22 protein-coding genes are annotated in these 26,095 nt (G+C 59.3%); 14 read left to right on the top strand and 8 right to left on the bottom strand.

Features of this window, described 5'->3' with window-relative positions; translation table 11 throughout:
- Positions 1-25: 25 nt before the first annotated feature.
- On the bottom strand, positions 26-169 hold the full coding sequence (locus AP059_RS22430) for a hypothetical protein (RefSeq protein ID WP_156425774.1): 144 nt from the start codon (positions 167-169) through the stop codon (positions 26-28).
- Positions 170-1,206: 1,037 nt separating this feature from the next.
- Here AP059_RS22430 and AP059_RS06195 point away from each other — a divergent pair.
- From AP059_RS06195 to AP059_RS06180, 4 genes are all read left to right on the top strand, one after another.
- Positions 1,207-2,253: an AAA family ATPase gene (locus AP059_RS06195; RefSeq protein ID WP_059762281.1), complete on the top strand. Its 1,047-nt coding sequence runs from the start codon at positions 1,207-1,209 to the stop codon at positions 2,251-2,253.
- Positions 2,254-2,279: 26 nt separating this feature from the next.
- Positions 2,280-2,753, top strand: a complete 474-nt coding sequence (locus tag AP059_RS06190) for a hypothetical protein (protein ID WP_218186553.1) — start codon at positions 2,280-2,282, stop codon at positions 2,751-2,753.
- A 381-nt stretch (positions 2,754-3,134) separates the two neighbouring features.
- A complete protein-coding gene (locus AP059_RS06185) occupies positions 3,135-5,735 on the top strand; it encodes an autotransporter family protein (protein ID WP_059762297.1) in 2,601 nt (866 codons plus the stop codon).
- Positions 5,735-6,586 carry an alpha/beta hydrolase gene (locus AP059_RS06180; RefSeq protein WP_059762279.1) on the top strand — a complete coding sequence of 284 codons (852 nt, stop codon included), beginning with the start codon at positions 5,735-5,737 and terminating at the stop codon, positions 6,584-6,586. Before AP059_RS06185 ends, AP059_RS06180 begins: the two co-directional genes overlap by 1 nt.
- Before the next feature lie 87 nt (positions 6,587-6,673).
- Here the strand turns inward: AP059_RS06180 and AP059_RS06175 are convergent, their stop codons facing one another.
- Together AP059_RS06175 and AP059_RS06170 are read right to left on the bottom strand one after the other, a co-directional pair.
- A complete protein-coding gene (locus AP059_RS06175) occupies positions 6,674-7,957 on the bottom strand; it encodes an OprD family porin (RefSeq protein WP_059762278.1) in 1,284 nt (427 codons plus the stop codon).
- 247 nt (positions 7,958-8,204) lie between these two features.
- Positions 8,205-8,903, bottom strand: a complete 699-nt coding sequence (locus AP059_RS06170; protein ID WP_059762277.1) for a DsbA family protein — start codon at positions 8,901-8,903, stop codon at positions 8,205-8,207.
- Between the two features lie 261 nt (positions 8,904-9,164).
- Between AP059_RS06170 and AP059_RS06165 the strand changes: the two genes are divergently transcribed.
- Entirely contained in the window at positions 9,165-11,237 is a 2,073-nt protein-coding gene (locus AP059_RS06165; RefSeq protein WP_059762276.1) for a TonB-dependent receptor, read from the top strand.
- Between the two features lie 84 nt (positions 11,238-11,321).
- Here AP059_RS06165 and AP059_RS06160 read toward each other — a convergent pair whose 3' ends face one another.
- Entirely contained in the window at positions 11,322-11,522 is a 201-nt protein-coding gene (locus AP059_RS06160) for a hypothetical protein (RefSeq protein ID WP_059762275.1), read from the bottom strand.
- 229 nt (positions 11,523-11,751) lie between these two features.
- Complete coding sequence (aguA, locus tag AP059_RS06155) at positions 11,752-12,861, bottom strand: agmatine deiminase (RefSeq protein ID WP_059762274.1); 1,110 nt, start codon at positions 12,859-12,861, stop codon at positions 11,752-11,754.
- A 324-nt stretch (positions 12,862-13,185) separates the two neighbouring features.
- Between aguA and rfbB the strand changes: the two genes are divergently transcribed.
- From rfbB to AP059_RS06130, 5 genes are read left to right on the top strand one after another with little or no spacing between them, the layout of a single operon-like run.
- Positions 13,186-14,268, top strand: coding sequence for a dTDP-glucose 4,6-dehydratase (gene rfbB / locus AP059_RS06150; RefSeq protein ID WP_048364665.1), 1,083 nt, complete (start codon positions 13,186-13,188; stop codon positions 14,266-14,268).
- The gene (gene rfbD / locus AP059_RS06145) at positions 14,265-15,155 is read left to right on the top strand and encodes a dTDP-4-dehydrorhamnose reductase (RefSeq protein WP_059762273.1); all 891 of its coding nucleotides are present in this window, start codon (positions 14,265-14,267) and stop codon (positions 15,153-15,155) included. The genes rfbB and rfbD overlap by 4 nt, the downstream gene beginning before the upstream one ends.
- Positions 15,156-15,210: 55 nt before the next feature.
- Entirely contained in the window at positions 15,211-17,025 is a 1,815-nt protein-coding gene (locus AP059_RS06140) for a sensor histidine kinase (protein WP_059762296.1), read from the top strand.
- Positions 17,022-18,416: a sigma-54-dependent transcriptional regulator gene (locus AP059_RS06135; RefSeq protein ID WP_059762272.1), complete on the top strand. Its 1,395-nt coding sequence runs from the start codon at positions 17,022-17,024 to the stop codon at positions 18,414-18,416. Before AP059_RS06140 ends, AP059_RS06135 begins: the two co-directional genes overlap by 4 nt.
- A gap of 19 nt (positions 18,417-18,435) precedes the next feature.
- Entirely contained in the window at positions 18,436-18,891 is a 456-nt protein-coding gene (locus AP059_RS06130; RefSeq protein WP_059762295.1) for a thioesterase domain-containing protein, read from the top strand.
- A gap of 212 nt (positions 18,892-19,103) precedes the next feature.
- Here AP059_RS06130 and cysQ read toward each other — a convergent pair whose 3' ends face one another.
- Together cysQ and nudE are read right to left on the bottom strand one after the other, a co-directional pair.
- Entirely contained in the window at positions 19,104-19,931 is an 828-nt protein-coding gene (gene cysQ / locus AP059_RS06125; RefSeq protein WP_059762271.1) for a 3'(2'),5'-bisphosphate nucleotidase CysQ, read from the bottom strand.
- Positions 19,928-20,494, bottom strand: a complete 567-nt coding sequence (gene nudE, locus AP059_RS06120; protein WP_048364669.1) for an ADP compounds hydrolase NudE — start codon at positions 20,492-20,494, stop codon at positions 19,928-19,930. The genes cysQ and nudE overlap by 4 nt, the downstream gene beginning before the upstream one ends.
- 88 nt (positions 20,495-20,582) lie before the next feature.
- Between nudE and yrfG the strand changes: the two genes are divergently transcribed.
- On the top strand, positions 20,583-21,245 hold the full coding sequence (yrfG, locus tag AP059_RS06115; RefSeq protein ID WP_048364670.1) for a GMP/IMP nucleotidase: 663 nt from the start codon (positions 20,583-20,585) through the stop codon (positions 21,243-21,245).
- A gap of 50 nt (positions 21,246-21,295) precedes the next feature.
- Here yrfG and lysM read toward each other — a convergent pair whose 3' ends face one another.
- Positions 21,296-21,736 carry a peptidoglycan-binding protein LysM gene (gene lysM / locus AP059_RS06110; RefSeq protein WP_048400738.1) on the bottom strand — a complete coding sequence of 147 codons (441 nt, stop codon included), beginning with the start codon at positions 21,734-21,736 and terminating at the stop codon, positions 21,296-21,298.
- 114 nt (positions 21,737-21,850) lie between these two features.
- Here lysM and AP059_RS06105 point away from each other — a divergent pair, with 114 nt between their 5' ends.
- From AP059_RS06105 to AP059_RS06095, 3 genes are all read left to right on the top strand, one after another.
- Positions 21,851-22,738, top strand: coding sequence for a LysR family transcriptional regulator (locus AP059_RS06105; protein ID WP_059762270.1), 888 nt, complete (start codon positions 21,851-21,853; stop codon positions 22,736-22,738).
- 94 nt (positions 22,739-22,832) lie between these two features.
- Positions 22,833-23,672, top strand: coding sequence for a formate dehydrogenase accessory sulfurtransferase FdhD (gene fdhD / locus AP059_RS06100; RefSeq protein ID WP_059762269.1), 840 nt, complete (start codon positions 22,833-22,835; stop codon positions 23,670-23,672).
- Positions 23,669-26,017, top strand: a complete 2,349-nt coding sequence (locus tag AP059_RS06095; protein WP_059762268.1) for an FdhF/YdeP family oxidoreductase — start codon at positions 23,669-23,671, stop codon at positions 26,015-26,017. The genes fdhD and AP059_RS06095 overlap by 4 nt, the downstream gene beginning before the upstream one ends.
- Positions 26,018-26,095: the final 78 nt, after the last annotated feature.

Below are 26,095 nucleotides of genomic sequence, written 5' to 3'. Positions count from 1 at the left end.
AAAAGGGGGGTATGCTAAATTAACCTCAGCCACCATTGCCAAAATATTTGTCGTATAGGCGTAGGCCAATATCAACCAGCCGTACTACAAACATTCCGACATCCAGCAGCGACACTGGTTTTTTACGTTTAGCCAAGCGTTGTTCCGCGGTCTTTTTCTCACTTTGCATTTGAAGCTCCTTAATTAGGTTGTCAGACCTTGAAAAAATTCCAAAATCCGTCTCGACACAACCAAAGGATCAAAGTGATTGATGTTTGAACAACGCCTTTCCCCCCCCTAAGAGCCACTGTGCGTCGCGTCTCGACGACGCACAGCCCTGGCAGCTACCCGGGATACCCACGAGGGGCCGGATGCGTGCAGGCATGGGGTTAGAGGTTGATACCTCCACGGTAGACTCACGTCCACCAAATACACTCAAGATGTTTCACCAACCGCAGGCGGATCTTAGCGAAAGATTTCGCTGGCGGCAATTATTTTTCGCTGACAGCGAAAAATAATGATTTGATCATAGGGTTCGGATGCTGCTTTTGCTATGCCATCGGTTCGAAAAGGTAAGCCAGTTGCGCTCAGCAATCTGCAGGTGCTTTGCCATCATTCTCGTTTTGTGCTGATCCTCTAGTGGCACACGCCTATGATCGGGGGGGGTACGAAGCATCTGCCGCATCTCTCTGTGATGTTCTCTCAATGTGGGCAAATCGCTTCGGATTGTCTGGATCACTGAGTCGCCCCTAGTTTCGTAGGCATCACCGAATGACCCCTTTTGGCCGTCTGCTGCCTGTCGCCATGGGCACTTTTGGCGGATTCCTGCCTATTCTCTACAGAGGGATTGATCGGCAACGTTCAAACTCAGTAGACTACCGTTCCGTATGCGGCTCTGAATTACTTACAGACCGACAATGTGCTCACATCTAAAAAATCCCGAATTCGATTCCACCGAGCGCCATAACTAGCTGATTTATTTATAGTTACTAGTTGGGGTACGCCAAATTTTCCACCGAACTCCAGATCCGCAGAAAACCTAGCCCCGCTGACCGCTACCGTTCGTCTGGTGCCGGCACCATACGCAACACCGAAAGAGGCTCACCGCAAGGTGGGCCTTTTTTGTTTCTGGGGTTTAAGTCCTGATTGGCAACGGCTATGTTTGTCAGCACGGCTTACATCTGAGCAGCAATGCGATGTAGTGCAGGTTTCTATCTCGGGGACATTATGCTCAAGCAGCTCAACATCAAAGAATTCACGGTATTTGAAGAAGCGAACCTGCGCTTCGGCAAGCAACTCAACGTGATAGTTGGTGAAAACGGTGCCGGTAAAACGCATCTGCTGAAGCTGGCTTACGCAGGCCTCGCGACGTGTTGGGAAGAAGGCAACAAACCGCACCTCGCCCCTTCAGCACCCACCAAAACCATTTTGCAAAAAAGCCTGGCTGACAAGCTGATAGGCGTGTTTCGCCCTGAAACACTGGGCCGCCTTGTTCGACGCAAGCCCGGTCGAGGTCGTTGCGATATAAAGCTCACCTTTACCGACGCCGCTCACAATCTCGCGTTCGGCTTTGCGACCAATAGCAAAACAGAAGTAGGCATCGAGTTACTGCCCGAGCAATGGCTGCAAACGGCGCCGACGTATTTACCTACTCGCGAGCTGCTTACCATCTACCCTAACTTCTTGGCCGTGTATGAAAACCACTACCTTGAGTTTGAGGAAACCTGGCGAGACACCTGCCGATTACTGGGCGGGCTGATGCGTAAAGGGCCAAAAGAGAAACGCATTCGCGAACTGCTCGCCCCCCTCGAAACAGCCATGCAAGGCAGTATGGAGCTGGATAAAAGCGGTCGTTTCTACTTACGCAACGCTAACGGCCTCATGGAAATGCCGCTGGTTGCTGAGGGCTTGCGCAAACTCGGTATGCTCGCTCGCCTGATCAGTACCGGCGCGCTGTTGGATCAGGGCTACTTGTTTTGGGATGAACCCGAGGCCAACCTCAACCCGAGCTTGATCAAACAAGTTGCCAGAACCATCGTCGAACTCAGCAACAGTGGGATCCAGGTTTTCATCGCCACACACAGTTTGTTCTTGCTCCGCGAGTTGGAAATATTGCTGGCCGACAAGCCGCTCGACACCGCCTTCTTTGGCCTGCATGCCAGTGACAACGGTATTACCGTGCAACAAGGCGCCAGCCTTTATGACATTGGCGACATCACCGCCCTGGAAGAAAGTCTTCAGCAGTCCGACCGCTATCTGGCGCTGGAGGATTAAGCACGCCGGTACTGGATGTCGACGGCTTGACCTTCACCTTCCCCGCCACATGGCAAGCCAGCAAGTTTGATGAATGGGCCTTTTTCAGGCAACACTTCCTCAAACTGCGCGATCACTTGCAAGCCGTGGACATTCTGGTGCTATCGCCAGACCAAATAGCCTTTATGGTGGAAGTCAAAGACTACCGCCATCCTGAGGCTGGCAAGCCTTCAGCGTTAGCAGAAACCATCGTCAATAAAGTCTTATGCACCTTGGCTGCGCTGCTTCCAGCCAAGCTGCATGCCGACACGCCCATCGATGAAAAAATCATGAGCCGTGCTGTGCTGCGTTGTGAAAGGCTCCAGGTCATTGTTCATATAGAACAACCGGCGTCCCACCAACCACGCGTCGATCTCGCCGATCTAAAGCAAAAACTCAAAAGCAAACTGCGCGCCATAGACGCTCACCCAAAGATAGTGAGCATGGCCAAACCTCTCGCAATGGCCTGGCACGTAAGCTGATGGCGCATTTCCATGTCCAGCGCAGGCCAGTCGGACTGCCCCGTTCAGCGGGCTGCTTGGCGGCGTAAATCCAGCACCGTCAACGGTGTGCGCAACTCACGAAGCGGCGTTCTGCGGTGTAGGCGGCCGCCAAACGGTCCAGTGCCGTATTGGCAGCCGCGGCCAGAGGCTGAATCTCGCTCATTTTTCACCTCTGCGCGGCTTGATCCACGCGCCCCTGAAGGCCGCAGAAGATGATTATCGCCATTCAATAGTGTTAATTGGCCACCACCTCCTTTACTATCCCCGCGCTTTTATGCGTGGCGCTTGGCCATCATCCGGCACAAAAAAGATCACGCATGGAAGCGCCTGGATTATCAGCCGATGTTTAAGGAAGAATTTGTGTCCCCTGTTCTATTCCGTAAAAGCCTGCTTGCCCTCGCCATCACCACCTGCGCCCTGCCTGTTTACGCGCAAACGCTGCAACTGACCGATGCGGGCCTGACCCTTGAGCGCCAGCAGTTCAGCGATAACGTCGAAATCACCGGCGCGATGAATCACACCCAACGCGATGCCGAAGCGATTCACGTGCTGGGGTCGGACTTCGCCAAAGACCTGGTGTTCAACGCCACCATCACCTCTAGCAACAGCTCGGGGGGCGGCATCGACATGGACAGTTGGTACAACCCCAACCCTTCGAACGGGGACGTGGCCTGGGCCAACAATACGATTGGCGGCAACCTGATCAACAAAGGCAGCATCAGCTCCCAAGGCAACGGTTCCACCGGTTGGTTGATCGACCCGGCCGTGGTCGGCGGTGATGTGATCAACGCAGGCTTGGTGAGCGCCAAGGGCGATCCTGAGGTGGGCGTGGATTATCGCGACGTAAGCCGTGCCGTCTATATTTCCGGCTCGACGCACATTAAAGGCGATTTCAAAAACACCGCTTCGGGCCAGATCATCGCCCAAGGCACTGACGCCAAAGCCCTGCAAATGGAAGGCGGCCAACTCGACGGACGCCTGATCAACAACGGCCTGATTCAAGTGAGCGGTGAAGGCAGTACGGCCATCGACGTGACCAGCTCCGAACGCTGGAACGGGGTGAGCAACATCAATGACCGCGCCGACGTGCGCGGCATCGAGAACAACGGCACCATCATTGCCACTGGCGAAGATGCAGAAGGCATCCGTGCCGATGGCGTGAGCTTTGCCAGCGAAGACGCGCACATCGTCAACAATGGCCTGATTCAGGCGCAAGACGCTGCCATTGTGATCGGCGGTTTCGACATTGATGGTGCCAATCAGGGCGGCGCGCTGCGCGTGGTCAACAACGGCACATTGGTGTCGCAAGACGAAGCCGTAGACGCTTCGGAAAGCGACGGCCGGGTGTTCCTGACCCTGGGTGACGGCAGCAAGACCACCGGTAACCTGATCGACCTGAGCCTGATCGAAGTGAGCGGCAATGCCGCGTTCACCGGCACCGACACCACCGCCGATGGCGCCAATATCCGCATGAAAAATGGCGGCTGGATGGATGTCGGCAGCCAGGCGGCGCCCGCGCACCTGGACCTCGGCCTGCCCCACACCACGCTGGAAGGCAACCTGTACGTGGCGGACAACTCCTCGTTGGGCCTGAACCTGAGCAGCGCCACCGACGCCAATCGCGCGGTACTGGCCGTGAGCGGCACCGCTGAATTCGGCAAAGGTTCGCAGATTCAACTGGCCGCCAAAGGCAACGACTTCCGCGCCGATGGCACCACTTACACGCTGGTTCAAGCCAAAGACCTGCAAGACAACGGCCTGACGGTCACTAGCAGCTCCTCGTTGCTCAATGTCGACAGCTACGTGGTTGAGAACAACCAAATCGTGAGCAAAGTCACCGCCAAAGGCGCGACTGAAGTGGGCAACGTCATCGCTGACATCGGCGGCTCGCACAACGCGCAGCAAGCGGGCGCCGCCTTCACCGAAGTCACCCGCCAACTGGCGCAGTTGAGCCCGCAAGACCCGTTGTTCCAGCACTACGTCAACGCCTCGAACAACCCTGAAGCGTTGAAAAAACTGGCCGAGCAACTGGCACCTGAAGTCAACGGCGGCGCGACGCAAGCGGCGACCACCAGCCAATCGTTGATCAGCAACGTGACGGGCAACCGTACCGGCGGCGGCCGCGGCCTGTCTTCCGGCGACACCCTGAAAGACACCGGCGTCTGGGTGCAAACCCTGTACAGCGACGCCAATCAGGGTATGCGTGATGGCGTGGCCGGGTTCAATGCCTACAGCCGCGGTATCGCGGTCGGCGCTGACGGCAAGGTCAACGATCAACTGACCCTGGGTCTGGCGTACAGCTACCTGAACACCGATGTGAACGGCAAGGCGGGCAGCAAAACCGAAGTCGATAGCCATGCGTTCACGCTGTACGGCGGTTTCGAGCAAGGCAACTACTTCGTTGACGCGGCGCTGACCTACGGCATGAACGACAACGACGGCCAGCGCACCATCGGCAACACCAAGGCCAAGGCCGATTACGACAGCAACCTGTTCGGCGTGAACCTGGTCGGCGGTTACACCTACCACATCACCCCCGACCTGCTGATCGAACCTCGCGTCGCCGCCCGCTACAGCCTGGTCGACATCGATGGCTACCGCGAAAAAGGCTCCTCGGCAGCGCTCAAAGTCAAAGACCAGCGCTACGAAGTGGCTGAACTGGGCGCAGGCTTTCGTGTAGCAGCCAGCTACCCGCTGGGCCAGGGCACCCTCACCCCGCAAGCCAAACTGATGGCGTTCCACGACTTTGCGGCAGACGAAGCCAGCAGCACCTCGACCTTCACCCTCGGCAACACGCCGTTCGTGACCAGCGGTGCCAAGGCCGTGCGCAACAGCTACGAAGCCGGCATCGGCGCCGACTACCGTCTGGGCGCGGTGACCGTGGGCCTGAACTACGACTACGTCGGCAAATCAGGTTTCGACGCCGACACCTTCTCGGCCAAAGTGCGTTACGACTTCTGATGACCCGTACCGAGCTCAACCCGCACTCGCGGGTTGGCGTCTGGCTGCAAGGCTTGGCGCTGTTGATCAGCGCCTTGCTCAGCGGTTGCCAGTCGCCGCTGCAAGCGTTGCAGGATCAAGCCTTGATCCGGCATCAACACCTTGAAGTTATCCACACCCCCACTTTCCCACTGATGCTGGGCATGCCTTCGCCAGCACCGGTTTCACCGCGCCTTCGGGTTTATCTGGAAGGTGACGGCCATGCATGGGCCACGTCCCGTCAACCCAGTCTGGACCCCAGCCCCCTCAATCTGATGATGGCCAAACTGGCCTTCAGCGACCCCACGCCCAGTGTCTACCTGGCGCGCCCGTGTCAGTTTGTCAGCACTCAAGCCTGCACACCGCTGATGTGGACCGACCGGCGTTTCAGTCCCGAAGTCCTGGCGAGCCTCGATCACGCGCTGGATCAAATCAAAGCACGGCTGGGCAATCAGGACTTTGAGCTGGTGGGCTATTCGGGTGGCGCGGCGTTGGCGTTATTGCTCGCCAGCCGACGCGATGACATTGCGCAAGTGCAAACCCTGGCTGGCAATTTAAGCCCGCGCCAATGGGTGGCGCTGCACGACCTGCGCCCGTTGACCGGCTCTCTGGAGCCACTGGATGAACGCCAGCGTCTGGCGCACGTGAGGCAGCGTCACTTTGTCGGCAGCGAAGACCGGGTGGTGCCGCCCCCGTTACTCGACCGCTACCGGCGCGCACTCGGTGAGGCGCGTTGTGTGCAGTCGATCGTAGTACCCGGCGCTCGCCACGGCGAAGGGCTGGAGCAGGCATGGCGCACGTGGCGCAATCTACCCATCGCGTGCCAACCCTGAACGCCGCATACCAAAACGCCCCGACCGGTGATCCGGCTCGGGGCGTTTTTCGTTCAGCTGTCCGGCCTGTTCAACAGGCCGGTGGCATCAGAACACGTTGATCGGGTAATCAACGAACACGCGCAACTCGTTACCTTCTTTGTTGTACTTGTCGGCGTTGTTCGACACGCGCAACCAGGAACCGCGAACCCGCACGCTCAAGTCTTTGACCGGGCCGCTTTGTACAACGTACTGGGCCTGGTTGTAGATTTCGCGCTCGGTGCCACGGCCACGGTCGGAACCGTCGTCGATGTTGCTGCCGCGCACGTAGGCGATGTTGTAGGTCAGGCCCGGAATGCCCAAGGCACCGAAGTCAAAACCATAACCGGCTTGCCACGAACGTTCGTCCTTGGCGTTGAAGTCAGACCAGTAGGAGTTGGCCAGCAAGATGGTGTTGCCACCGTCACCCACGCCGCCCGCGTTGCGGTAGCCGCCGTACGGGTAGCCGATTTCACCGGTGCTTTGCTGGTACGCCAGGATCAGCGAGTGAGCGCCAAACGCGTAAGTGGTCGCCAGGCTCCAGATCTTGTTGTCCTGGCCGTCGACTTCCAGCACGTCGCGCGCGTAATCGGAGTTGACGTGGGTGCGGTAGCCATTGAAGTCAAACTTCAGCGACTGTTTGTCTTGCAGTGGCAGCACGTAGGTCATGCCCAGGTATTGCTTGCGCAGCACGTCTTCCATGTCGGAGGCGTACAGCGAGGCCGAGAAATTGTCAGTGAACTTGTAGCTGCCGCCGAACACGTTGATGCTTTTCAAGTCGCCGCTGTCACGGGCCTCAGCACTCTTGCGCGACTCCGCCGTGAAGCGACCGAGGTTGATTTCCAGGCCGTCGATTTCTTTGGAGGTCAGCAAGGTGCCGGTGAAGCTTTCTGGCATCAGACGCGAGCTGTCATACACCAGCACCGGCAGCTCAGGCATTTGGTCACCGTACTTGAGCACGGTGTTAGAGATGCGGAACTTGACCGCAGCGCCCGCTTTGGCAATGTCTTTGGCCGCTTTGCCGCTATCGCCCACTTTGAAGAAGTCGATACCGCCCGCGCCGCTGAGGTTGCCCTCGCTGCCCAGACGCAGTGCGTAGATGCCGAATGCATCCACACCCACACCCACGGTGCCCTGGGTGAAACCGGAGGTGAACGTACCGAGGAAGCCTTGGCCCCACTCAGCTTTACGGTCCACACCGTTTTTGTAGTCACGGCTAATGTAGGCGTTACGCGCCAGCACATTCAGATGGCTGTCTTCTACAAAGCCTTTTGCGTCAGCTTGATCGTTAGCCATGGCCTGGGTAGCACTGAGTACGCCCAAAGCGAGAAGACCTATCCGTTTGTTCAACATATTATTTTCCTTATTGCTGGATAAAGGCGCGCTGTGGGTTTCAAGCTGAAACATTGAGTGGTGGTTGCTTCACATAAACAAAAAAGGCCGACATGAGGGTTTCATGCTGGCCTTTCAAAGAGTTGGTGTATGGCTTAGCACCACAGGCGTTGGCTGGAATCCTAGCCGCCGTTACATCTTGATGTCAATTTGATGAAACTTCTTTGATCTCCCAATGTCAGGCGCAGGTTTGACCCTCGCATCAGCATTACGCATCACAGCCCGTCGGGCCGCAGGCGGGCGCGGGGTGGGCAGCGTCATTGCCCGGGGTCGCGTCCTGTTGTCGCAGCCAGGCTGCAAACGCCTCGGGCTTGCCCAGCCAAGGGTTCAAATCGACCACTTGATACTGCCCCGCACGCTCCAGCACCAGCGTGGGAAACCCCTGCCCGCCGACCTGCGCCAACAACCCGCGACTGGCCTTGAAGTGTGCCTGCGTGGGCGCTCCGTTGACCGCGTCATAGGCCGCTAAAAACTCATCGGCTTGCAGGCCCATTTCTGCGGCCACGGCCATCAGCACATCTTCATCGGCAATGCGTCGGCCTTCGACGTAGTGCGCGGTCTGCAAGCGCCCCAGCAGTTCAAGACCGCGGCCTGCCAACTGTTCCGCCGCCAGCACCGCCGTGGTCGGCGGGGCCGAGTCAAACACCGCCGTGGTGTCGCGCAGCAAGCCTTCAAAGTACGCCTGGCCGAAGGGCTGGCCGGTGTATTGGGCAATGCGCCGGTCGTGCGGCATCACATAGTCACGCAATTGGGCTGACACCGGGCGCCGATGCGGGCCGGTCATCATCCCGCCGCCATGACCCACCACGGGCAAGGTCTGGCGGGCTGCGTCTATCAAGGGCTTGGCGCCGTAGCACCATCCGCACAAAGGGTCGTAAATGTAATGCAAGGTTGTAACAGCGGTCATGAACAGTTCCGAGAAGGAGAGGTAAAAACAGCACGCAGACTAACGCCGCAGAGGGCCCAGAAAAACGCTGGAATCCTGTTTAGAGTGTTTCGCGGATCGTGCAGATCCCGTGTTTATAGGCGGTTTAACGTTTAAGCAATATTTAGAAACATACTTTCCGACGAAGCGACTGGTAATGATAAACATCCACCAACAAGAACTATTACCATTCGCACCCTAAAAAATAGAACCCGCCTTAACCTTCTCGGAAGTTTCTCAACCATGCGTTCTCCCTGCCGCTTCACACCCCTCAAACTGGGGCTGTGTGCCTGCCTGTACGTCGGTTCCAGCTGCGCTGCCACCACCCTTCCCGAAACCTCGGTCAATGCCGCTGAAGCCGAGGCGGATGACCCGCGCGTCAAAGAGGTCACCACCGCGACCCGCACCTCGACACCGGCGCGTTATGTGCCGCAGGCCATCGACTCGGTCAAAACCAGCAACGTGCTGGATTACGGGATCAACAGCCTTGGCCAAGCCTTGAGCGGTATCCCCAACGTCAGCAGTACCGCAGACACCCGATTCGACAGCCTGCGCATTCGCGGCTTTGACGCCAGCAACGATTTTTATCTGGATGGCATTCGCGACGACAGCCAGTACGTGCGCGACCTGCACAACATTGAACGCATCGAGGTGCTCAAAGGCCCGGCGGCAGTGCTGTATGGCCGTGGCAGCCAGGGCGGCATCATCAACCGCGTCAGCAAGATGCCGCAGTTCGGGCGCCGCTCAACCGTTCAGGCCCAAGGCGGCACGGACGATTTGCGCAGCCTGTACGCCGACCTCAGCGTCGACCCCAGCGACACCCTCAGCCTGCGCCTGAACATGGGCAACGAAGACAAAAACAGCTTCCGCGACAACGTCAGTGGCAACCGCCAACTGTTCGCGCCCTCGATGAGCTGGCAGATCACCCCCGACCTGAACTGGTTGGTGCAGTACGAATACAGCCGTTACAACCGCACCCCGGATCGTGGCATTCCAAGCGTTGGCGGGCGCCCTGCCGATGTCAGCCGGGGCACCAGCTACGGCGGGCAAAACGATTTCATCGACGACAAAACCCAAACCCTGCGCTCCAAACTCAGTTATGAGTTAAGCGATAACTGGCAACTGCGCCACACCTTGGGCATCTTCAAACTCGACAGCCAGTTCGAAAACACCTACCTGACCGGCTACGACGCCAAAACCCGCAAGGTCAACCGCCAAAGCTGGCAACAGGACATGACCACCCGCAACATTTTCAACAACCTCGAAATCGAAGGCGGGTTTGAAACGTTTGGCCTGGAGCATCGTCTGCTCACCGGTCTGGAGCTGGGCAGCCAGCGGCGTGATCCCAAGCTGTACAGCGCCAAGGGCGTGCCGGGGGTCGACTTGTACAACCCCGATCGCCGCCTGCGCCCTACTGGCGCAATGTTGATTTCCAGCGACAACCACACCGAAGTCGAAAGCCAGGGCCTGTATGTGCAGGACCAGATTCGCCTCAACGACCAATGGCAAGTACTGGCCGGTTTGCGCCATGACCGCTTTGAAGTCGACTCCACCAGCAACCTGAAACACCTCTCCGAAACCCGCAACAGCCACGGCACCAGCCCGCGTCTGGGCGTGGTCTGGACCCCGTTGCAGAATCACTCGTTCTACGCCTCATGGACCAAAACCTTCTCCCCGGTGGGCGGTGGCTTGATCGGTATCACGCCGGGCGCCGCAGGCAACAGCAACGACCTGAGCCCCGAACTGACCAAGCAAAAAGAAATTGGCGTAAAAAGCGACTGGATGGACGACCGCCTGAGCACCACGCTGGCGGTGTATGAGCTGGAGCTTTACAACCGTCGTACCAAAGACCCGGAAAACCCGGAAATCACCCTGTTGTCGGGCTTGCAACGTTCACGCGGCATCGAGCTGACGGCCAGCGGCAAACTCGGCGGCAACTGGTACTTGCGCGGGGGCGTGGGCGTGCAAGACGCCACCGTGGTCAAGGACAACAACGGCTTTGAAGGCAAGCGCATCAATGGCGTGGCCAAGCACAACGGCAATGTGTTCCTGACCTGGAAACCGGAAATGGGCTGGTACGCCGAAACCGGCCTGACACTGGTGGGTCAGCGTTATGCCGACAACCAGAACACCGTGGTATTACCGGGCTATGGCCGTTGGGATGTTCTGGCGGGGTATCGGGAAAAGGACTGGGAAGTCAGCGGCGCATTGACCAACCTGACTAACCGTGACTACTACGCTTCAGCCACCAGCGGTTCGCAAATCATGCCGGGCGAACCCCGCAGCCTGGTGGTGACGGGCAAGTACAGCTTCTGACCCCTTCACCTGTAGTCGCTGGCGAAGGCTGCGATGGGCTGCGCAGCAGCCCTGAAAGGCGCCGCCTGTGTCAGCGACTACCGCTCAACTCATCAATACACCCGACAGGGCCTCCAATTCTGCCTCGCTGAACAACCCGGCCGGGTAGCGTTCGCGAAGAATCTGATAGGCAGACTGGCCTGGCTTGTTGCAAGGTCCTTTGCGTTTAAACCAATTGGCCAGAACGATAAGCGACTCACGACTCACCGATTGTGGCCGCGAACCTCGCTCGCAAAATACGTTCATGACAGCGCTCTCCAGGTACTTGAGCGGCAAATGTACTCAAGGTGTGTGACAGAACAGCGCAGCGCAGCGCGCAACGTGCCCAGACATGGCTCCCTTCAAGATTTTTAACAAACTCTTTTACAAAATTTATACCAACTTTTCGAATAACCTTTTGATCTGGAACAAAAAACCCGCCGTTCTTGCGAACGGCGGGTTTTTATTTCGCCAATCAGGCGCGCAGGTGTCTAGATCAAGCCTTGTGTGGCGCAGGCTGCTGTTGGGTCAGGCAATGAATATTGCCGCCGCCCAACAACAATTCACGCCCTGGCACCATCACCACTTCGTGCTGCGGGAAGAGGTTTTGCAAAATGACTTTGGCCTGGGCGTCCATCGGGTCATCAAAGCTGGGGGCGATAATGCCGCCGTTGACGATCAGAAAGTTCACGTAAGAGCCGGCCAGACGCTGCGAGGGGTGACGGTCCTGGCTGCCAGCCACTTTGTCGACACCATCGCACTCTTCCTGGGTGGCGTACATCGGCCCCGGAATCGGCATTTTATGCACCACAAACGGGCGCCCCTTGGCATCTGTGCTGGCCGACAGCACTTTCATTGCGCCGTGGCAGCGCGCGTAGTTGGGGTCGCGCTCGTCATCGGTCCAGGCCAGCAACACTTCGCCTGGGCGTACGTAGCAACAAAAGTTATCCACATGACCGTCGGTTTCGTCGTTGAACAGGCCGTCCGGCAACCAAATGACGGTGCTCACGGCCAACTGCGCGCGCAGCACGTCTTCGATTTCTTCACGCGACAGGTGCGGGTTGCGATTGCGGTTGAGCAGGCACTCGGCGGTGGTGATCAGCGTGCCTTCGCCATCCACATGGATCGAGCCGCCTTCGAGTACAAAGCCTTCGGTGTAATAACGCGGGCACCGTTCGATTTCCAGCACCTTGCTGCCCACCTGCCGGTCGCGATTCCACGGCGCATACAAACCGCCGTCAAAGCCGCCCCACGCGTTGAAATCCCAGTTCACACCGCGCACTTCGCCGCTGTCGTTGATCACGAACGTCGGGCCGCTGTCACGCACCCACGCGTCATCGCTGGACATCTCGACCACCCGAATATTGGGCACATCCAGGCGAGCGCGGGCGTTTTCGTACTGCCCCGCCGACACGCACACGGTCACTGGTTCAAACCGGGCAATCGCCTTGGCCACGGCCACGTGCGCAGCTTGCGCGGGCTTGGCGCCCAACCGCCAGTTGTCCGGGCGCTCAGGCCAGATCATCCAGGTTTGGGTCTGTGGCGCCCATTCGGCCGGCATGTAAAAACCGTCAGCGCGGGGCGAACTGTGCAAAAGAGTGGTCATTTAAATCAGGACTCCAAAAATCCGTCGAGGTTTGATTGAGCCATTGGGCGGCCAGCGGCGAAAGAACAGTGGACGCGGGACAGGGGCACGTCAACACGCCACCGCCTTATAGACGATAAATATCCAGATTAAAAACCATTTCAGAGCAACGGCCGCTAAAATTCAATAATTTTACCGATATAAATCGATAAAACCGCGTAGCGCCTCTCGCTCAGCCTTTCATGCAACGGGGGCGGGCGCACACTTGCACTTGCACCGCCTCGCGCATGCCCACAAGCTATGCGCCAAACGTTTTAAGTCCGTCAGGGAACAAGGAATATCCATATGCGCATTTTAGTCACCGGCGGCGCCGGTTTTATTGGTTCGGCTCTGATCCGTCATCTGATCCAGAACACCGGGCACGAAGTGCTCAACCTCGATAAGTTGACCTACGCCGGTAACCTGGAATCGCTGCAAAGCATTGCCACCGACACCCGTTACGAATTTGTGCAGGCCGACATCATCGACCAGGCCACCGTCAGCGCTGTCATCGCACGTTTCCAGCCAGAGGCCATCATGCACCTGGCGGCCGAGTCCCACGTTGACCGTTCCATCGACGGACCTTCGGACTTTATCCAGACCAACATCGTGGGCACCTACAGCTTGCTGGAAGCCACCCGTGCGTACTGGCTCACGCTGGCAGAACCGGCAAAAAGTGCGTTCCGCTTCCACCACATTTCCACTGACGAAGTGTATGGCGACCTGCACGGCGTCGACGACCTGTTCACCGAAACCACGCCCTACGCGCCAAGCTCGCCGTACTCGGCCTCTAAAGCGGCTTCGGACCACCTGGTGCGCGCCTGGAACCGTACCTACGGCCTGCCGGTGTTGCTGACCAACTGCTCCAACAACTACGGGCCGTTCCACTTCCCCGAAAAACTGATCCCGCTGGTGATTCTCAATGCCCTGGCGGGCAAACCGCTGCCGGTGTACGGCAACGGCCTGCAAGTGCGTGACTGGCTGTTCGTCGAAGACCACGCCCGCGCCTTGCTCAAAGTCGTGACCGAAGGCGTTGTGGGCGAGACCTACAACATTGGCGGCCACAACGAGCAGAAGAACATCGACGTAGTGCGCGGCATCTGTGCCCTGCTCGAAGAGCTGGCGCCACAGCGTCCGGCTGGCGTTGCACAGTTCGCAGACCTGATCACCTTCGTCAAAGACCGTCCGGGCCACGACCAGCGCTATGCAATCGATGCCAGCAAGATCGAACGCGAGCTGGGCTGGGTGCCTGAAGAAACCTTCGAAACCGGCCTGCGCAAAACCGTGCAGTGGTACCTGGACAACCTGGAGTGGTGCAAACGCGTTCAGGACGGCAGCTACCAAGGTGAGCGTCTAGGCTTTACAGAACCTAAAGACCTGATTGCATGAACACGGGCTCGCCAAAATTGAAAATTCTGATCAGCGGTAAAACCGGTCAAGTCGCACGTGAACTGCAAATCCGTCTTGCTGATTTGGGCGAGCTGGTGGTGCTGGGGCGCGATGAACTGGACCTGAGCCAACCCGAACACATCCGGGCGCAGGTTCAGGCCCACGCGCCCGACCTGATCATCATCGCGGCCGCCTACACGGCCGTGGATCAGGCCGAAAGCGAACCCGAGGTGGCCAATGCGATCAACGCCACAGCGCCTGGCATCTTTGCTGAAGAAGCCAAAAAACTGGGTGTTCCGTTGATCTACTACTCCACGGACTACGTGTTCGATGGCACAAAAGAAGGCGCCTACACCGAAGACGACGCCACCAACCCGTTGAGCGTCTACGGCCAAAGCAAGCTGTTGGGCGAAAAAGCCATTGCTGCAACCGGTTGTGACCATCTGATCCTGCGCACCAGTTGGGTGTACTCCTCCCACGGCAAAAACTTCCTGTTGACCATGCAGCGCTTGCTGCAAGAAAAGCCGGAATTGCGCATTGTGGCTGACCAGATTGGCGCGCCGACATGGGCCGGCACTATTGCCCACAGCACGCGCCAGTTGATTGAGCGTTGGCAGGCAGGTGCAGCCGCAGCCTGGGGGACGTATCACCTCACCGCCCACGGCGAAACCTCATGGTTCGGGTTTGCTCAAGCCATTGGCGAACAACTGCTGGCGATGGACAAACCGTGTGCGCTGCTCCAACCCATCCCGTCCATTTCCTACCCGACCCCGGCCAAACGCCCGCTCAACTCACGCCTCGATTGCAGCCGTCTTGCAGATCAATGGCACGTCACACAACCCGACTGGCACACCGCGCTGCGCGAGTGTCTGGCCGAGCAAGGTTAAGCCTGCACCTTAACCGCAGGTATACTGCGCCGTACTTTTGCGGCGTAGTTTGATGATGATTAAACCCCCTCCCGTTCCTCCCAGACCTCGCTGGCGCAGCCTGGCGTTACTGGCCCTGTGCCTGGCGCCGCTGTTATGGCCGTTGCAACATCTGGCCGAGCGCTATTACCGCAGTGAACTGGCCGGGCAAAATCGTCAAACCCTGGACCTCTACGTGGCCAACCTGCTGGGCACGTTGCATCGTTATGAAGTGCTGCCGCAAATTCTCGGCGAGTTACCGGCGTTGCGCGCCTTGCTGGCCGACCCGGAAAACCCGCAAGTCCTGAGTCACGCCAACCAGTTGCTCAAAGACATCAGCAACCAGACCGGGGCTGAGGTCATGTACTTGATGGACGCTCACGGCGACACGCTCGCCGCCTCCAACTGGGACATGCAAGACAGCTTTATCAGCCGCAACTTTGCCTTTCGCCCGTATTTCAGCGAAGCCATGCAAGGCAAACTCGGACGTTTTTTTGGCCTGGGCACCACCTCGGGTAAACGCGGTTATTTCTTTGCTGCGCCCGTGACTGAGGGCGACAAAAAAATCGGGGTGCTGGTGGTCAAAGTTGACCTGGACCACACCGAACGCCTGTGGGGCCAAACCCCCGAGCAACTGATGGTGACCGACCCCAATGGTGTGGTGATTCTCACCTCGCGGCCCGAGTGGCGCTTCAGGGCGACCCGCGATTTGTCACAGGAAGAACGCCAGTCCATTTTCGCCATCCTGCCCTACCCGACCCGCGACCCGAAGCCATTGGCGCTGAACCTCGCGGCCTGGCAGGTGCAAACGCAAAAAATCGACGAGACCGGCTGGAGCGTGAACATCCTGGCGCCGCGCACCTTGATCGACCGCCCGGTGCGCACCGTGCTGGCCATCGGCGGCGCCACGTTGCTGGTGGTGATGCTGTTGATCGGCCTGATGATGCAACGTCGGCGCCATTACCTTGAACGCATTGCGTTTGAAGCCAAGGCCCGGCGCGAGCTGGAAATGCGTGTCGCCGAGCGCACCAGCGACCTTGAAGGGCTGAACCGGCGCCTGCGCGAAGAAGTGCTGGAGCGTGAGCACGCCCAGCAAGAGCTGGTGCGCGCGCAAGACGATCTGGTACAAGCCGGCAAGCTGTCGGCCTTGGGCACCATGTCGGCGAGCATCAGCCACGAGCTGAACCAGCCGCTGGCAGCCATCCGCAGTTACGCCGAAAACGCCGAAGTGTTACTTGACCATCAGCGCATCGAAGACGCGCGCGGCAACCTCAAACTGATCAACGAACTGACCGGGCGCATGGCCTCGATCATCGCTCATTTGCGCGCCTTCGCTCGCCGCGACCGCCACGCCCCCGAAAGCGTCGCCTTGCAGCCCGCGCTGGATGACGCCCTGGCCCTGCTGGCCAAACGTCGGCGCAGCATGGAAGTCGAGCTGATCCGCGACCTGCCCGCCGCCACGCTGTGGGTAGAAGCCGGTGAAACGCGTTTGCGCCAAGTGCTGGGCAACCTGCTGGCCAACGCCCTCGATGCGTTGACCGAAAAAGGCCCGCCACGGCGCCTGTGGCTGAGTGCCGAATCCACGCCCGAAGGCGTCACTGTGTGCATCCGCGACAACGGCCCCGGTTTCTGCATGGAAGCCTTGGGCCGCGCCGGTGAGCCGTTTTACACCACCAAAACCCGCACGCAGGGTCTAGGCTTGGGCCTGGCCATTTGCGACACCCTGATTCGTGCCTTTGGCGGCGAGCTGCTGTTTGCCAATCACAAGGAAGGCGGCGCTTTAATCACCCTACGACTGCGCGCAGGCGCGCCGGGCGTCAGCCTGCAAGCTTCAGAGGACTCCAGGTCATGAGCCAATTCATCGACGCGAACGTGCAAGTGATCCTGATCGACGATGATCCTCACTTGCGCCAGGCGCTGTATCAAACCCTCGACCTGGCCGGGCTCAAGGTGCTGCCGCTGGCCGAGGCCACCGGGCTGGCCGAACGCATCGAGCGCAACTGGCCGGGAGTGGTGGTCAGCGACATCCGCATGCCGGGCATGGATGGGCTTGAGTTACTCAACCAGCTGCACACCCAAGACCCCGAATTGCCGGTGTTGCTGATTACCGGTCACGGTGATGTGCCGCTCGCGGTACAGGCCATGCGCGCCGGGGCCTACGACTTTTTGGAAAAACCTTTCGCCAGCGACGCGCTGCTCGAAGGCGTGCGCCGGGCCTTGGCCTTGCGCGCACTGGTGCTCGACAACCGCAGCCTGCGCATGGCCCTGAGCGACCGTCAGCAACTGAGCACACGTCTGGTCGGGCTGTCGGCGCCCATGTTGCGCTTGCGTGAGCAAATCGGCGCCCTGGCTGCCACCAAGGCCGACGTGTTGATTCTGGGCGAGACCGGTTCGGGCAAAGAAGTGGTCGCACGCGCGCTGCATGACTTGTCCAGCCGCAGGGATGGCCCGTTTGTGGCGATCAACGCCGGGGCGCTGGCCGAATCGGTGGTTGAAAGCGAACTGTTCGGCCACGAACCGGGCGCGTTTACCGGCGCGCAAAAACGCCGTATCGGCAAGTTCGAATTCGCCAACGGCGGCACCTTGTTCCTCGACGAAATCGAAAGCATGAGCCTGGATGTGCAGGTCAAACTGCTGCGCATGCTGCAAGAACGCGTCGTTGAACGCCTGGGCGGCAATCAATTGATCCCGCTGGACATCCGCGTAATCGCTGCCACCAAAGAAGACCTGCGTCAAGCTGCCGATCAAGGCCGCTTTCGCGCTGACTTGTATTACCGCCTCAATGTGGCCCCACTGCGCATCGCCCCGTTGCGTGAGCGCGGCGAGGACGTGTTGATGCTGTTCAAATATTTTGCCGACGAGGCCAGCGCCCGCCACGGCCTGACCCACAACGTGCTGCAAGCATCACAGCGTGGGCTGTTGCTGCGCCACACATGGCCGGGCAATGTGCGCGAGCTGCAAAACGTCGCCGAGCGCTTTGCGCTGGGGCTTGAGCTGGCCCTGGACAATGAATCGGGCGAGGCCCGGCCTGAAACGGGCCTTGAAGACGGCGGCACGCTGAGCGCGCAGGTCGAGCATTTCGAAAAAAGCCTGATCACCGCCGAACTCGCACGCTCGCACAGCTCCATGCGCAGCCTGGCCGAAGCGTTGGGCGTACCGCGCAAAACCCTGCACGACAAGCTGCGCAAGTACGGGCTGAATTTCGAAAGCGCCAGCCACGCGCACACCGATGAACTGGATTGATTTGACCCAAGAGGCCCTGATGAACCGCGACAGTCGTTACCTGGAATCCGTCCTGCACCACGACATTCCGCTGACCCGTGACATGGGCCTCAAAGTGCTCAGTTGGCACGCTCACCAATTGCAGCTGCACCTGCCGCTGGACGCCAACATCAACCACAAAAGCACCATGTTTGGCGGCAGCCTGTACTGCGGCGCGGTGCTGGCGGGTTGGGGCTGGCTGCATTTGCGGTTGCGTGAAGCGGGGGTTGAAGGCGGGCACATCGTGATTCAGGAAGGCCAGATCAGCTACCCGCTGCCCGTGACCCAAGACGCCATTGTGCTGTGCGATGCGCCGTCAGAGGCTGCGTGGAGCAAATTCCTGGCCATGTACACACGCCACGGCCGGGCGCGCCTGACGCTGGACACCCGCGTCATCAATGCCGAGGGCGAAGCCGACGCGGTGCGGTTCAGCGGGCAATACGTGCTGCACCGCTGATTGCATAGCCACCGCTCGCAGCCTGCGGCAGCGACTACATACTGCGCACTTGTAGTCGCTGCCGAAGGCGGCGATTGCACCATAGCTCTTGTAGTCGCTGCCGAAGGCTACGATTGCACCCAATGCTCTTGTATGCGATTGCACCATAGCTCTTGTAGTCGCTGCCGAAGGCTGCGAAAAGGTCCGCCGGGCCTTCAATCAGCCCCTGCCCGTCAGCCCTGAACCAACGCTAACAACGTCTCACGCCAGGGCGCCTGCGCGGGCAACGCCAAAAACGAGGCGTTGAGCAACGATTCGCGCGCCGGGTATGTGAACGGTTGACCATCCAGCTGCAACACCACACCCCCCGCCCCTTCAAGCACACCTTGTGCGGCGGCCGTGTCCCACTGCGACGTGGGGGCCAAACGCGGATAACAATCTGCCGCCCCTTCGGCCAGCAAACAGAACTTCAGCGAACTGCCGACGCTGGTCAACGTCAACTCACCCAAGTGTTCACTCAAGCCTGCCAGCAAGGCTTCTTGCTCAGGGCTGGAATGACGACGACTGGCCACCACGGTCAACGACTCGCCCGCAGGCACAACAGTGCGCACGCGGATCGGTTTAATCTGCTCACCGTCAGCGCGCCAGGCCCCGATTCCCGCACCGCCGTAGTAACAACGGCCGCGGGTGGGCATCGACACCACACCAAACACCACGCGGCCATGCTCGATCAGCGCCACATTGACGGTGAACTCTTCACTGCCAGAAATGAACTCTTTGGTGCCATCGAGCGGGTCAACCAGCCACCAGCGCGTCCAACCGGCCCGCACGTGCTGCGCGATATTGGCGTCTTCTTCAGACAACACCGCAATGCTGGGGTCGAGCGCTGTCAGCCCATCAACCAACACATGGTGCGCGGCCAGATCGGCGGCCGTCACCGGCGAGTCATCCGCCTTGGCCGTCACGGCCACATCGGCGCGCCAAAACGGCAAAATGGCATCGCCCGCCTGGTGCACCAGTTCAATCACGCCTTGAATCAATTCAGGAAGGGCGCGGCTCACAGCGTAAACACTCCACGCTGGGTCAGCAGGTCACGCGCCAGATACAGCGCAGCCAATGCACGGCCTTCGCTGAATTGCGGGTTTTGGACCAGGTTCGACAGCTCGCGCAAGTTAACCTTGTCGACCCGCATCGGCTCCGGCTCGTCGCCTTCCAGGCGCGACTCATACAGGTCGGTGGCCAGCACCACTTGAATTTTCTGGCTCATGTAGCCCGGCGACAGCGACAGCTCAGTCAGGTGTTCCAGCTGACGGGCACCAAAACCGGCTTCTTCTTTAAGCTCACGCTCGGCCGCAGCCAAGACGTCTTCGCCCGGCTCGATCAAGCCTTTGGGCAGCGACACTTCGTATTCATCGGTGCCGCCGCAATATTCTTCGACCAAAATGGCGTGCTCGGCGTCGATCATCGCCACGATCATCACCGCGCCATAACCATTGCCGCGCCCCACCAGGCGCTCATACGTGCGCTCAACGCCATTGGAAAATCGTAATTGCACTTCTTCGACACGAAACAATCGGCTACTGGCAACAATTTCACGGGCGAGTACGGTGGGTTTTTGGCGCATAGCGGCTCCTCAATATGAACGGGTTACTATACCCCGGCTTTTGTGATTGTTTTGGTCGGATATTTTTCAACGGTGGGAGAAGTTTTGCATGACAGCGTTACCTTGGCGCGACATTGATACCGTGCTGCTGGACATGGACGGCACATTGCTCGACCTGCATTACGACAACCACTTCTGGCTCGAACATTTGCCCAACCGCTATGCCGAACTGCACGGCATCAGCCGGGCCATGGCCGAACTTGAACTGACACCGCTGTTTGAGCGCAACGCGGGCCAACTGCAATGGTATTGCCTGGACTTTTGGAGCACTGAGCTGAAGATCCCGGTGCGCGAGTTGAAACTCGAAACCGCGGACCTGATCGCCTTGCGCCCGGACGCCGACACGTTTTTAGCCGCCATCAAGCAGGCGGGCAAGCGGGTGATTCTGATCACCAACGCGCACCGCGATTCGCTGTCGCTGAAAATGGAGCGTATCGAACTGGCGCCTTATTTTGAAAGGCTCATCAGCTCCCACGACTATGGCTACCCCAAAGAGAGCCCACAGTTCTGGGATGCCTTGCAGGCTGATATCGGCTTTGAGCCGGGCCGCAGCTTGTTCATCGACGACACCTTGCCGATTCTGCGCAGCGCACGGGACTTTGGCGTGGGGCATCTGCTGGCGGTCAAACAGCCGGACAGCAAAAAAGGCCCGAAAGACACCGAGGAATTTGCCGCGCTGGAAGATTACCGCGAGTTGCTGGAAGGTCTCTAAACCAGTGACCCTGTAGGTGCGAGCATGCTCGCACCTACAGGGTCATGGGGTTACTCAGGAATACGCAGTGTTTGCCCTGGGTAAATTTTGTTCACGTCTTTGAGCATCGGTTTGTTGGCCTCAAAGATTTTGTTGTACTTGTTGGCATCGCCATACACCTGAAGCGAAATAGCACTCAGGGTGTCGCCCTTTTTCACCACCACAAAACGCGAAGCCACAACCGTAGGCCCGGTGACAGTGATGTGGTCTTCAACGCTGGCGACACCTTCAATGTTGCCCGCGGCCAGAATGATTTTTTCTTTCTCTTCCTGGGTCGCGACCTCGCCGGTGAGCGTTACTTTGTCGCCCTCAACCGTAGCGTCGATGTTGGGGTTGCCCAAGCCTACTTTCTCTACGTGCTTCTTGAGTTCGTCCGAGGCATTGGCTTTGCCCGGTGTCAGCAAGTCGATTACTTTTTCGCCCGCTTCCTTGATAAAGCTAAAAATACTCATCGTTCACGCTCCTAGGGTTGGAATAGCCAGACACAGAGCGTAGACCAACATTGGCCAGGCCGGTTCCCGCCCAAGCGCGTTAGAATCGCCCCACGATTGACCTGCGGAGCGACGATGGACATCAAACAACTGAAATTCCTGATCGCCCTGGACGAAACCCGGCATTTCGGCCAAGCCGCCGCCCGCTGTCACATCACTCAACCTACGCTGTCGATGCGTTTGCGCAGCCTTGAGCAAGAGCTGGACCTGCAATTGGTCAATCGCGGCCAACGCTTCGAGAGTTTCACCGCACCCGGGGAACGGGTACTGGCGTGGGCCAGAACAGTGCTGGCGGCCTACGACGGCTTGCAAGCCGAAGCCGCCGCCTGTCGCGGCAACCTGATCGGTACGCTGCGTTTAGGCGTGGTGCCGCTGTCCAGCTTTGACCCGCTGCCTTTATTGCAACAACTGCACACCGCACATCCCGAGCTGCGTTTTGAACTCTCAGCGCTCAGCTCCGAGCAGATCCTGGAGCAATTGGCCCGCAATCAGCTGGATGTCGGCGTGTCCTACCTCGAGCGACTCGACCACGAGCGCTTCGACTCCCTGGCGCTGGGCGAGACCCGCATGGGCCTGTTATACGACCAACGGCACTTCGACTTCGGCGAGCAACCGCTGAGCTGGCAAGCGTTGATCCAGCTGCCGTTGGCCCTGCTCAGTGGCGGCATGCACTTTCGCCAGTCCATCGATCACAACTTCCACAGCCGGGGTCTGACGCCGCAACCCTTGTTACAAACAGACGCAGTTCATCAACTGTTACAAGCGGTGCACGGTGGATTGTGTTGCGCGGTGATGCCCCTCGACAGTGGCCTTGAGGCGCTCACCGACGATCTGCGCCTACACCCCATTGCAGACGCGCAGACCCTCGCGCCACTGGGTTTAATCATGCGCCGCGAAGCGCCCCGCTCGGCGTTGGCTGAGGCCTGTTTTGCGTTTTATCGAATATCACCCAACCCTTCTTGATCGACGGCATCTATCAATAGATCAGCACTAGCGATTAGACGTGACACAGTGTCGCGCCTACCCTTAGGGCTGATTAAACCGTCGGTACTGCCTTATGAACGCCAAGCGCCCCACGTGCGCGGCGCCCGCCTCTGTTTCGCCCGCGCCCGCAGCCAGCCAAACCTATCAGTACGTCACGCTGGACCACAGCCAGGGTGCTGAAACCGCCCTTGCCGAAGAAGTCGCGCTGGCCATTGCCTTTAACGGCATCAACCAGGCGGTGATGCTGGTCACGCCCACCGACCTTGAAGACTTCATTGTCGGTTTCAGCCTGGGCAGCGGCATCATTCAAGAGCCCGGCGAAATCTACGACCTCAAGCTCACTGGCTCAGGTTCGGCGCACTATGCACAGGTCGAAATCGCCAGCCGCGCATTCTGGAACCTCAAACAGCAACGCCGACAACTGGCGGGCACCAGTGGCTGTGGCCTGTGCGGCGTAGAAGCGGTCGAGCAAGCACTTCCAGACCTTAAGGTATTGCCCGGCGCGCCCCTGCCGCCCGCGCAATGGCTGGAAGGCTTGCGCCAGCGCATCAGCGATTTCCAGCCCCTGGGCCAACACTGCGGCGCCGTGCATGCGGCGGTTTACATGGACGCTCAGGGCAAGCTGTTGATGGGCCGTGAAGACATCGGCCGCCACAACGCGCTCGACAAACTGATAGGCGCGCTGGTGCGCCAGAACATCGACATGAGCGGCGGCGCCGCGATTGTGACCAGCCGTTGCAGCCTTGAGCTGATTCAAAAAGTGTTGCGAGCGGGCATCCAGACCCTCATCAGCCTGTCCTCGCCGACCGGCCTGGCACTGCAATGGGCACGCCGCCACAACCTCAACCTTATTCATCTGCCGCAAAAAAGCGCGCCACGGGTCTATAGCCCGGCGCAGGAGAACCTCGCGTGAGCACACACCATCAAGCCGACCAAACCCCAACCCCACGCTACAAGCCCTACAAAGGCCCGGCAGGTGGCTGGGGCGCGCTGATCAGTGTGGCGCAAGCCTGGTTGACCAGCGACAACGCCCTGAAAAACCTGCGCATGATGCTCAAGACCAACCAGAACGGCGGCTTTGACTGCCCCGGCTGTGCATGGGGCGACTCACCGGAAAGCGGGCTGGTCAAATTCTGCGAAAACGGCGCCAAAGCCGTGAACTGGGAGGCCACCAAGCGCCGTGTCGATGCCTCGTTTTTCGCCAAACACAGCGTGACGGCGTTGCTGGAACAAAGTGATTACTGGCTCGAATATCAGGGCCGCCTGACCGAACCCATGCGCTACGACACCGCAACCGACCGTTATGTGCCGGTGACATGGGACGCTGCGTTCGCGCTGATCGCCAAGCACTTGCTCAACCTGTCCAGCCCTGACCAGGCAGAGTTCTACACCTCGGGCCGCGCCAGCAACGAAGCGGCGTATTTGTACCAATTGTTTGTGCGCGCGTTTGGCACCAACAACTTCCCCGACTGCTCGAACATGTGCCACGAAGCCAGCGGCGTAGCCCTGGCGCAAAGCATCGGGGTGGGCAAAGGCACCGTGACCTTCGACGACTTTGAGCACGCCGACGCCATTTTTGTGCTCGGGCAAAACCCCGGCACCAACCACCCGCGCATGCTCGAACCACTGCGTGAGGCGGTCAAACGCGGTGCCCAGGTGGTGTGCGTCAACCCATTGAAGGAACGTGGGCTTGAGCGTTTTCAACACCCGCAGCACCCGCTCGAAATGCTCACCAACGGTGACCGCCCTACCAACACCGCTTATTTGCGCCCGGCGCTGGGCGGCGACATGGCGCTGTTACGCGGCATGGCCAAGTTCCTGTTGCAATGGGAACGCGACGCGCAAGCGGCAGGCGAACCCGCCGTCTTCGATCACGCCTTTTTGAATGAACACACCGCAGGCGTGCTGGACTACATCGCCGGCATTGATGAGACCCCGTGGGAGCACTTGGTCGAACAGTCCGGGCTGACGCTGGTGGACATCGAACGCGCGGCGCGCATGTACCTCAAGGGCAAGAACGTCATCATGTGCTGGGCAATGGGCATTACCCAGCACCGGCACTCGGTGCAGACCATCCAGGAAATCGCCAACCTGATGCTGCTGCGCGGCAACATTGGTCGCCCCGGCGCGGGCCTGTGCCCGGTGCGTGGCCACAGCAACGTGCAGGGCGACCGCACGATGGGCATCAACGAACGCCCGCCTGTTGCCTTCCTCGATGCGCTGGAGCGCCGCTTCAAATTCAACGTACCGCGTGAAAACGGTCACAACGTGGTCGAAGCGATCCACGCCATGCTCGAATCACGCGCTAAAGTCTTCATCGGGCTGGGAGGCAACTTTGCCCAAGCCACACCCGACAGCCCGCGCACCGCACAGGCGCTGCGCAATTGTGACCTGACCGTTCAGATCAGCACCAAGCTCAACCGTAGCCATTTGATGCACGGCAAAGAAGCGCTGATCCTGCCGTGCTTTGGCCGAACGGACATTGATATACAGGCTCAAGGTCCGCAGGCCGTCACCGTGGAAGACTCATTCAGCATGGTGCATGCCTCCAACGGCCAGTTGCAGCCGCTGTCGAACCAGATGCGCTCTGAGCCTGCGATCATCGCCGGTATTGCTGCGGCGACCCTGGGCACCCACCCGATTGACTGGAACTGGATCGTGGGCGATTACAGCCGCATCCGCGAGCTGATCGCCGACACCATTCCCGGCTTCAAGGATTTCAACACCCGCGTGCAGCACCCTGGCGGTTTCTATCTGGGCAATTCGGCGGGGGCCCGTCAGTGGAACACTGCGTCGCAACGCGCGAACTTCAAAGCCAACGTACTGCCGCGTGATCTGGTGGATGAGCGCACCCGGGCAACGGGCCGTTTGCCAGACCTGATCCTGCAATCCATGCGCTCGCACGATCAGTACAACACCACCATTTACGGGCTGGACGACCGTTATCGCGGGGTCAAGGGTCAACGTGACGTGTTGTTCGTCAACGAAGCCGACATCATTCGCCTGGGCTTCAAACCGGGGCAAAAGGTCGACATCGTTTCACTCTGGGATGACGCCCATGAACGTCGGGTGAAGAACTTCACCTTGTTGGCGTTCGATATCCCGGCAGGACAAGCAGCCGCCTATTACCCGGAAGTGAACCCGCTGGTGCCGCTGGAAAGCACAGGCGACGGCAGCCACACGCCCACCTCCAAGTTTGTGGCGATATGCCTTGAAGCCGCCACCGCGTCGCGCTTGATCACGGCCAAGGCCAGCTAAACCACCGGCCCGCAGACTGTGAGCTTTTGATCATGAGAAGCTCGCAGCCTGCGGCGGCTCCTACAGGAAACGAGTGTT

The sequence above is a fragment of the Pseudomonas sp. TAA207 genome (genome assembly GCF_001529285.1).
In the GTDB taxonomy this organism is placed as follows: domain Bacteria; phylum Pseudomonadota; class Gammaproteobacteria; order Pseudomonadales; family Pseudomonadaceae; genus Aquipseudomonas; species Aquipseudomonas weihenstephanensis.
Note: the sequence above shows the minus strand (reverse complement) of the source record. Positions and strands in the feature narration are given on the sequence as shown.

What these genes read in the sequence shown, in the direction of transcription:
- AP059_RS22430 (WP_156425774.1), bottom strand. Translation starts at nt 169, where the DNA reads ATGCAAAGTGAGAAAAAGACCGCGGAACAACGCTTGGCTAAACGTAAA.
- AP059_RS06195 (WP_059762281.1), top strand. Translation starts at nt 1,207, where the DNA reads ATGCTCAAGCAGCTCAACATCAAAGAATTCACGGTATTTGAAGAAGCG.
- AP059_RS06180 (WP_059762279.1), top strand. Translation starts at nt 5,735, where the DNA reads ATGACCCGTACCGAGCTCAACCCGCACTCGCGGGTTGGCGTCTGGCTG.
- AP059_RS06175 (WP_059762278.1), bottom strand. Translation starts at nt 7,957, where the DNA reads ATGTTGAACAAACGGATAGGTCTTCTCGCTTTGGGCGTACTCAGTGCT.
- AP059_RS06170 (WP_059762277.1), bottom strand. Translation starts at nt 8,903, where the DNA reads ATGACCGCTGTTACAACCTTGCATTACATTTACGACCCTTTGTGCGGA.
- AP059_RS06165 (WP_059762276.1), top strand. Translation starts at nt 9,165, where the DNA reads ATGCGTTCTCCCTGCCGCTTCACACCCCTCAAACTGGGGCTGTGTGCC.
- AP059_RS06160 (WP_059762275.1), bottom strand. Translation starts at nt 11,522, where the DNA reads ATGAACGTATTTTGCGAGCGAGGTTCGCGGCCACAATCGGTGAGTCGT.
- aguA (WP_059762274.1), bottom strand. Translation starts at nt 12,861, where the DNA reads ATGACCACTCTTTTGCACAGTTCGCCCCGCGCTGACGGTTTTTACATG.
- rfbB (WP_048364665.1), top strand. Translation starts at nt 13,186, where the DNA reads ATGCGCATTTTAGTCACCGGCGGCGCCGGTTTTATTGGTTCGGCTCTG.
- rfbD (WP_059762273.1), top strand. Translation starts at nt 14,265, where the DNA reads ATGAACACGGGCTCGCCAAAATTGAAAATTCTGATCAGCGGTAAAACC.
- AP059_RS06140 (WP_059762296.1), top strand. Translation starts at nt 15,211, where the DNA reads ATGATTAAACCCCCTCCCGTTCCTCCCAGACCTCGCTGGCGCAGCCTG.
- AP059_RS06135 (WP_059762272.1), top strand. Translation starts at nt 17,022, where the DNA reads ATGAGCCAATTCATCGACGCGAACGTGCAAGTGATCCTGATCGACGAT.
- AP059_RS06130 (WP_059762295.1), top strand. Translation starts at nt 18,436, where the DNA reads ATGAACCGCGACAGTCGTTACCTGGAATCCGTCCTGCACCACGACATT.
- nudE (WP_048364669.1), bottom strand. Translation starts at nt 20,494, where the DNA reads ATGCGCCAAAAACCCACCGTACTCGCCCGTGAAATTGTTGCCAGTAGC.
- yrfG (WP_048364670.1), top strand. Translation starts at nt 20,583, where the DNA reads ATGACAGCGTTACCTTGGCGCGACATTGATACCGTGCTGCTGGACATG.
- lysM (WP_048400738.1), bottom strand. Translation starts at nt 21,736, where the DNA reads ATGAGTATTTTTAGCTTTATCAAGGAAGCGGGCGAAAAAGTAATCGAC.
- AP059_RS06105 (WP_059762270.1), top strand. Translation starts at nt 21,851, where the DNA reads ATGGACATCAAACAACTGAAATTCCTGATCGCCCTGGACGAAACCCGG.
- fdhD (WP_059762269.1), top strand. Translation starts at nt 22,833, where the DNA reads ATGAACGCCAAGCGCCCCACGTGCGCGGCGCCCGCCTCTGTTTCGCCC.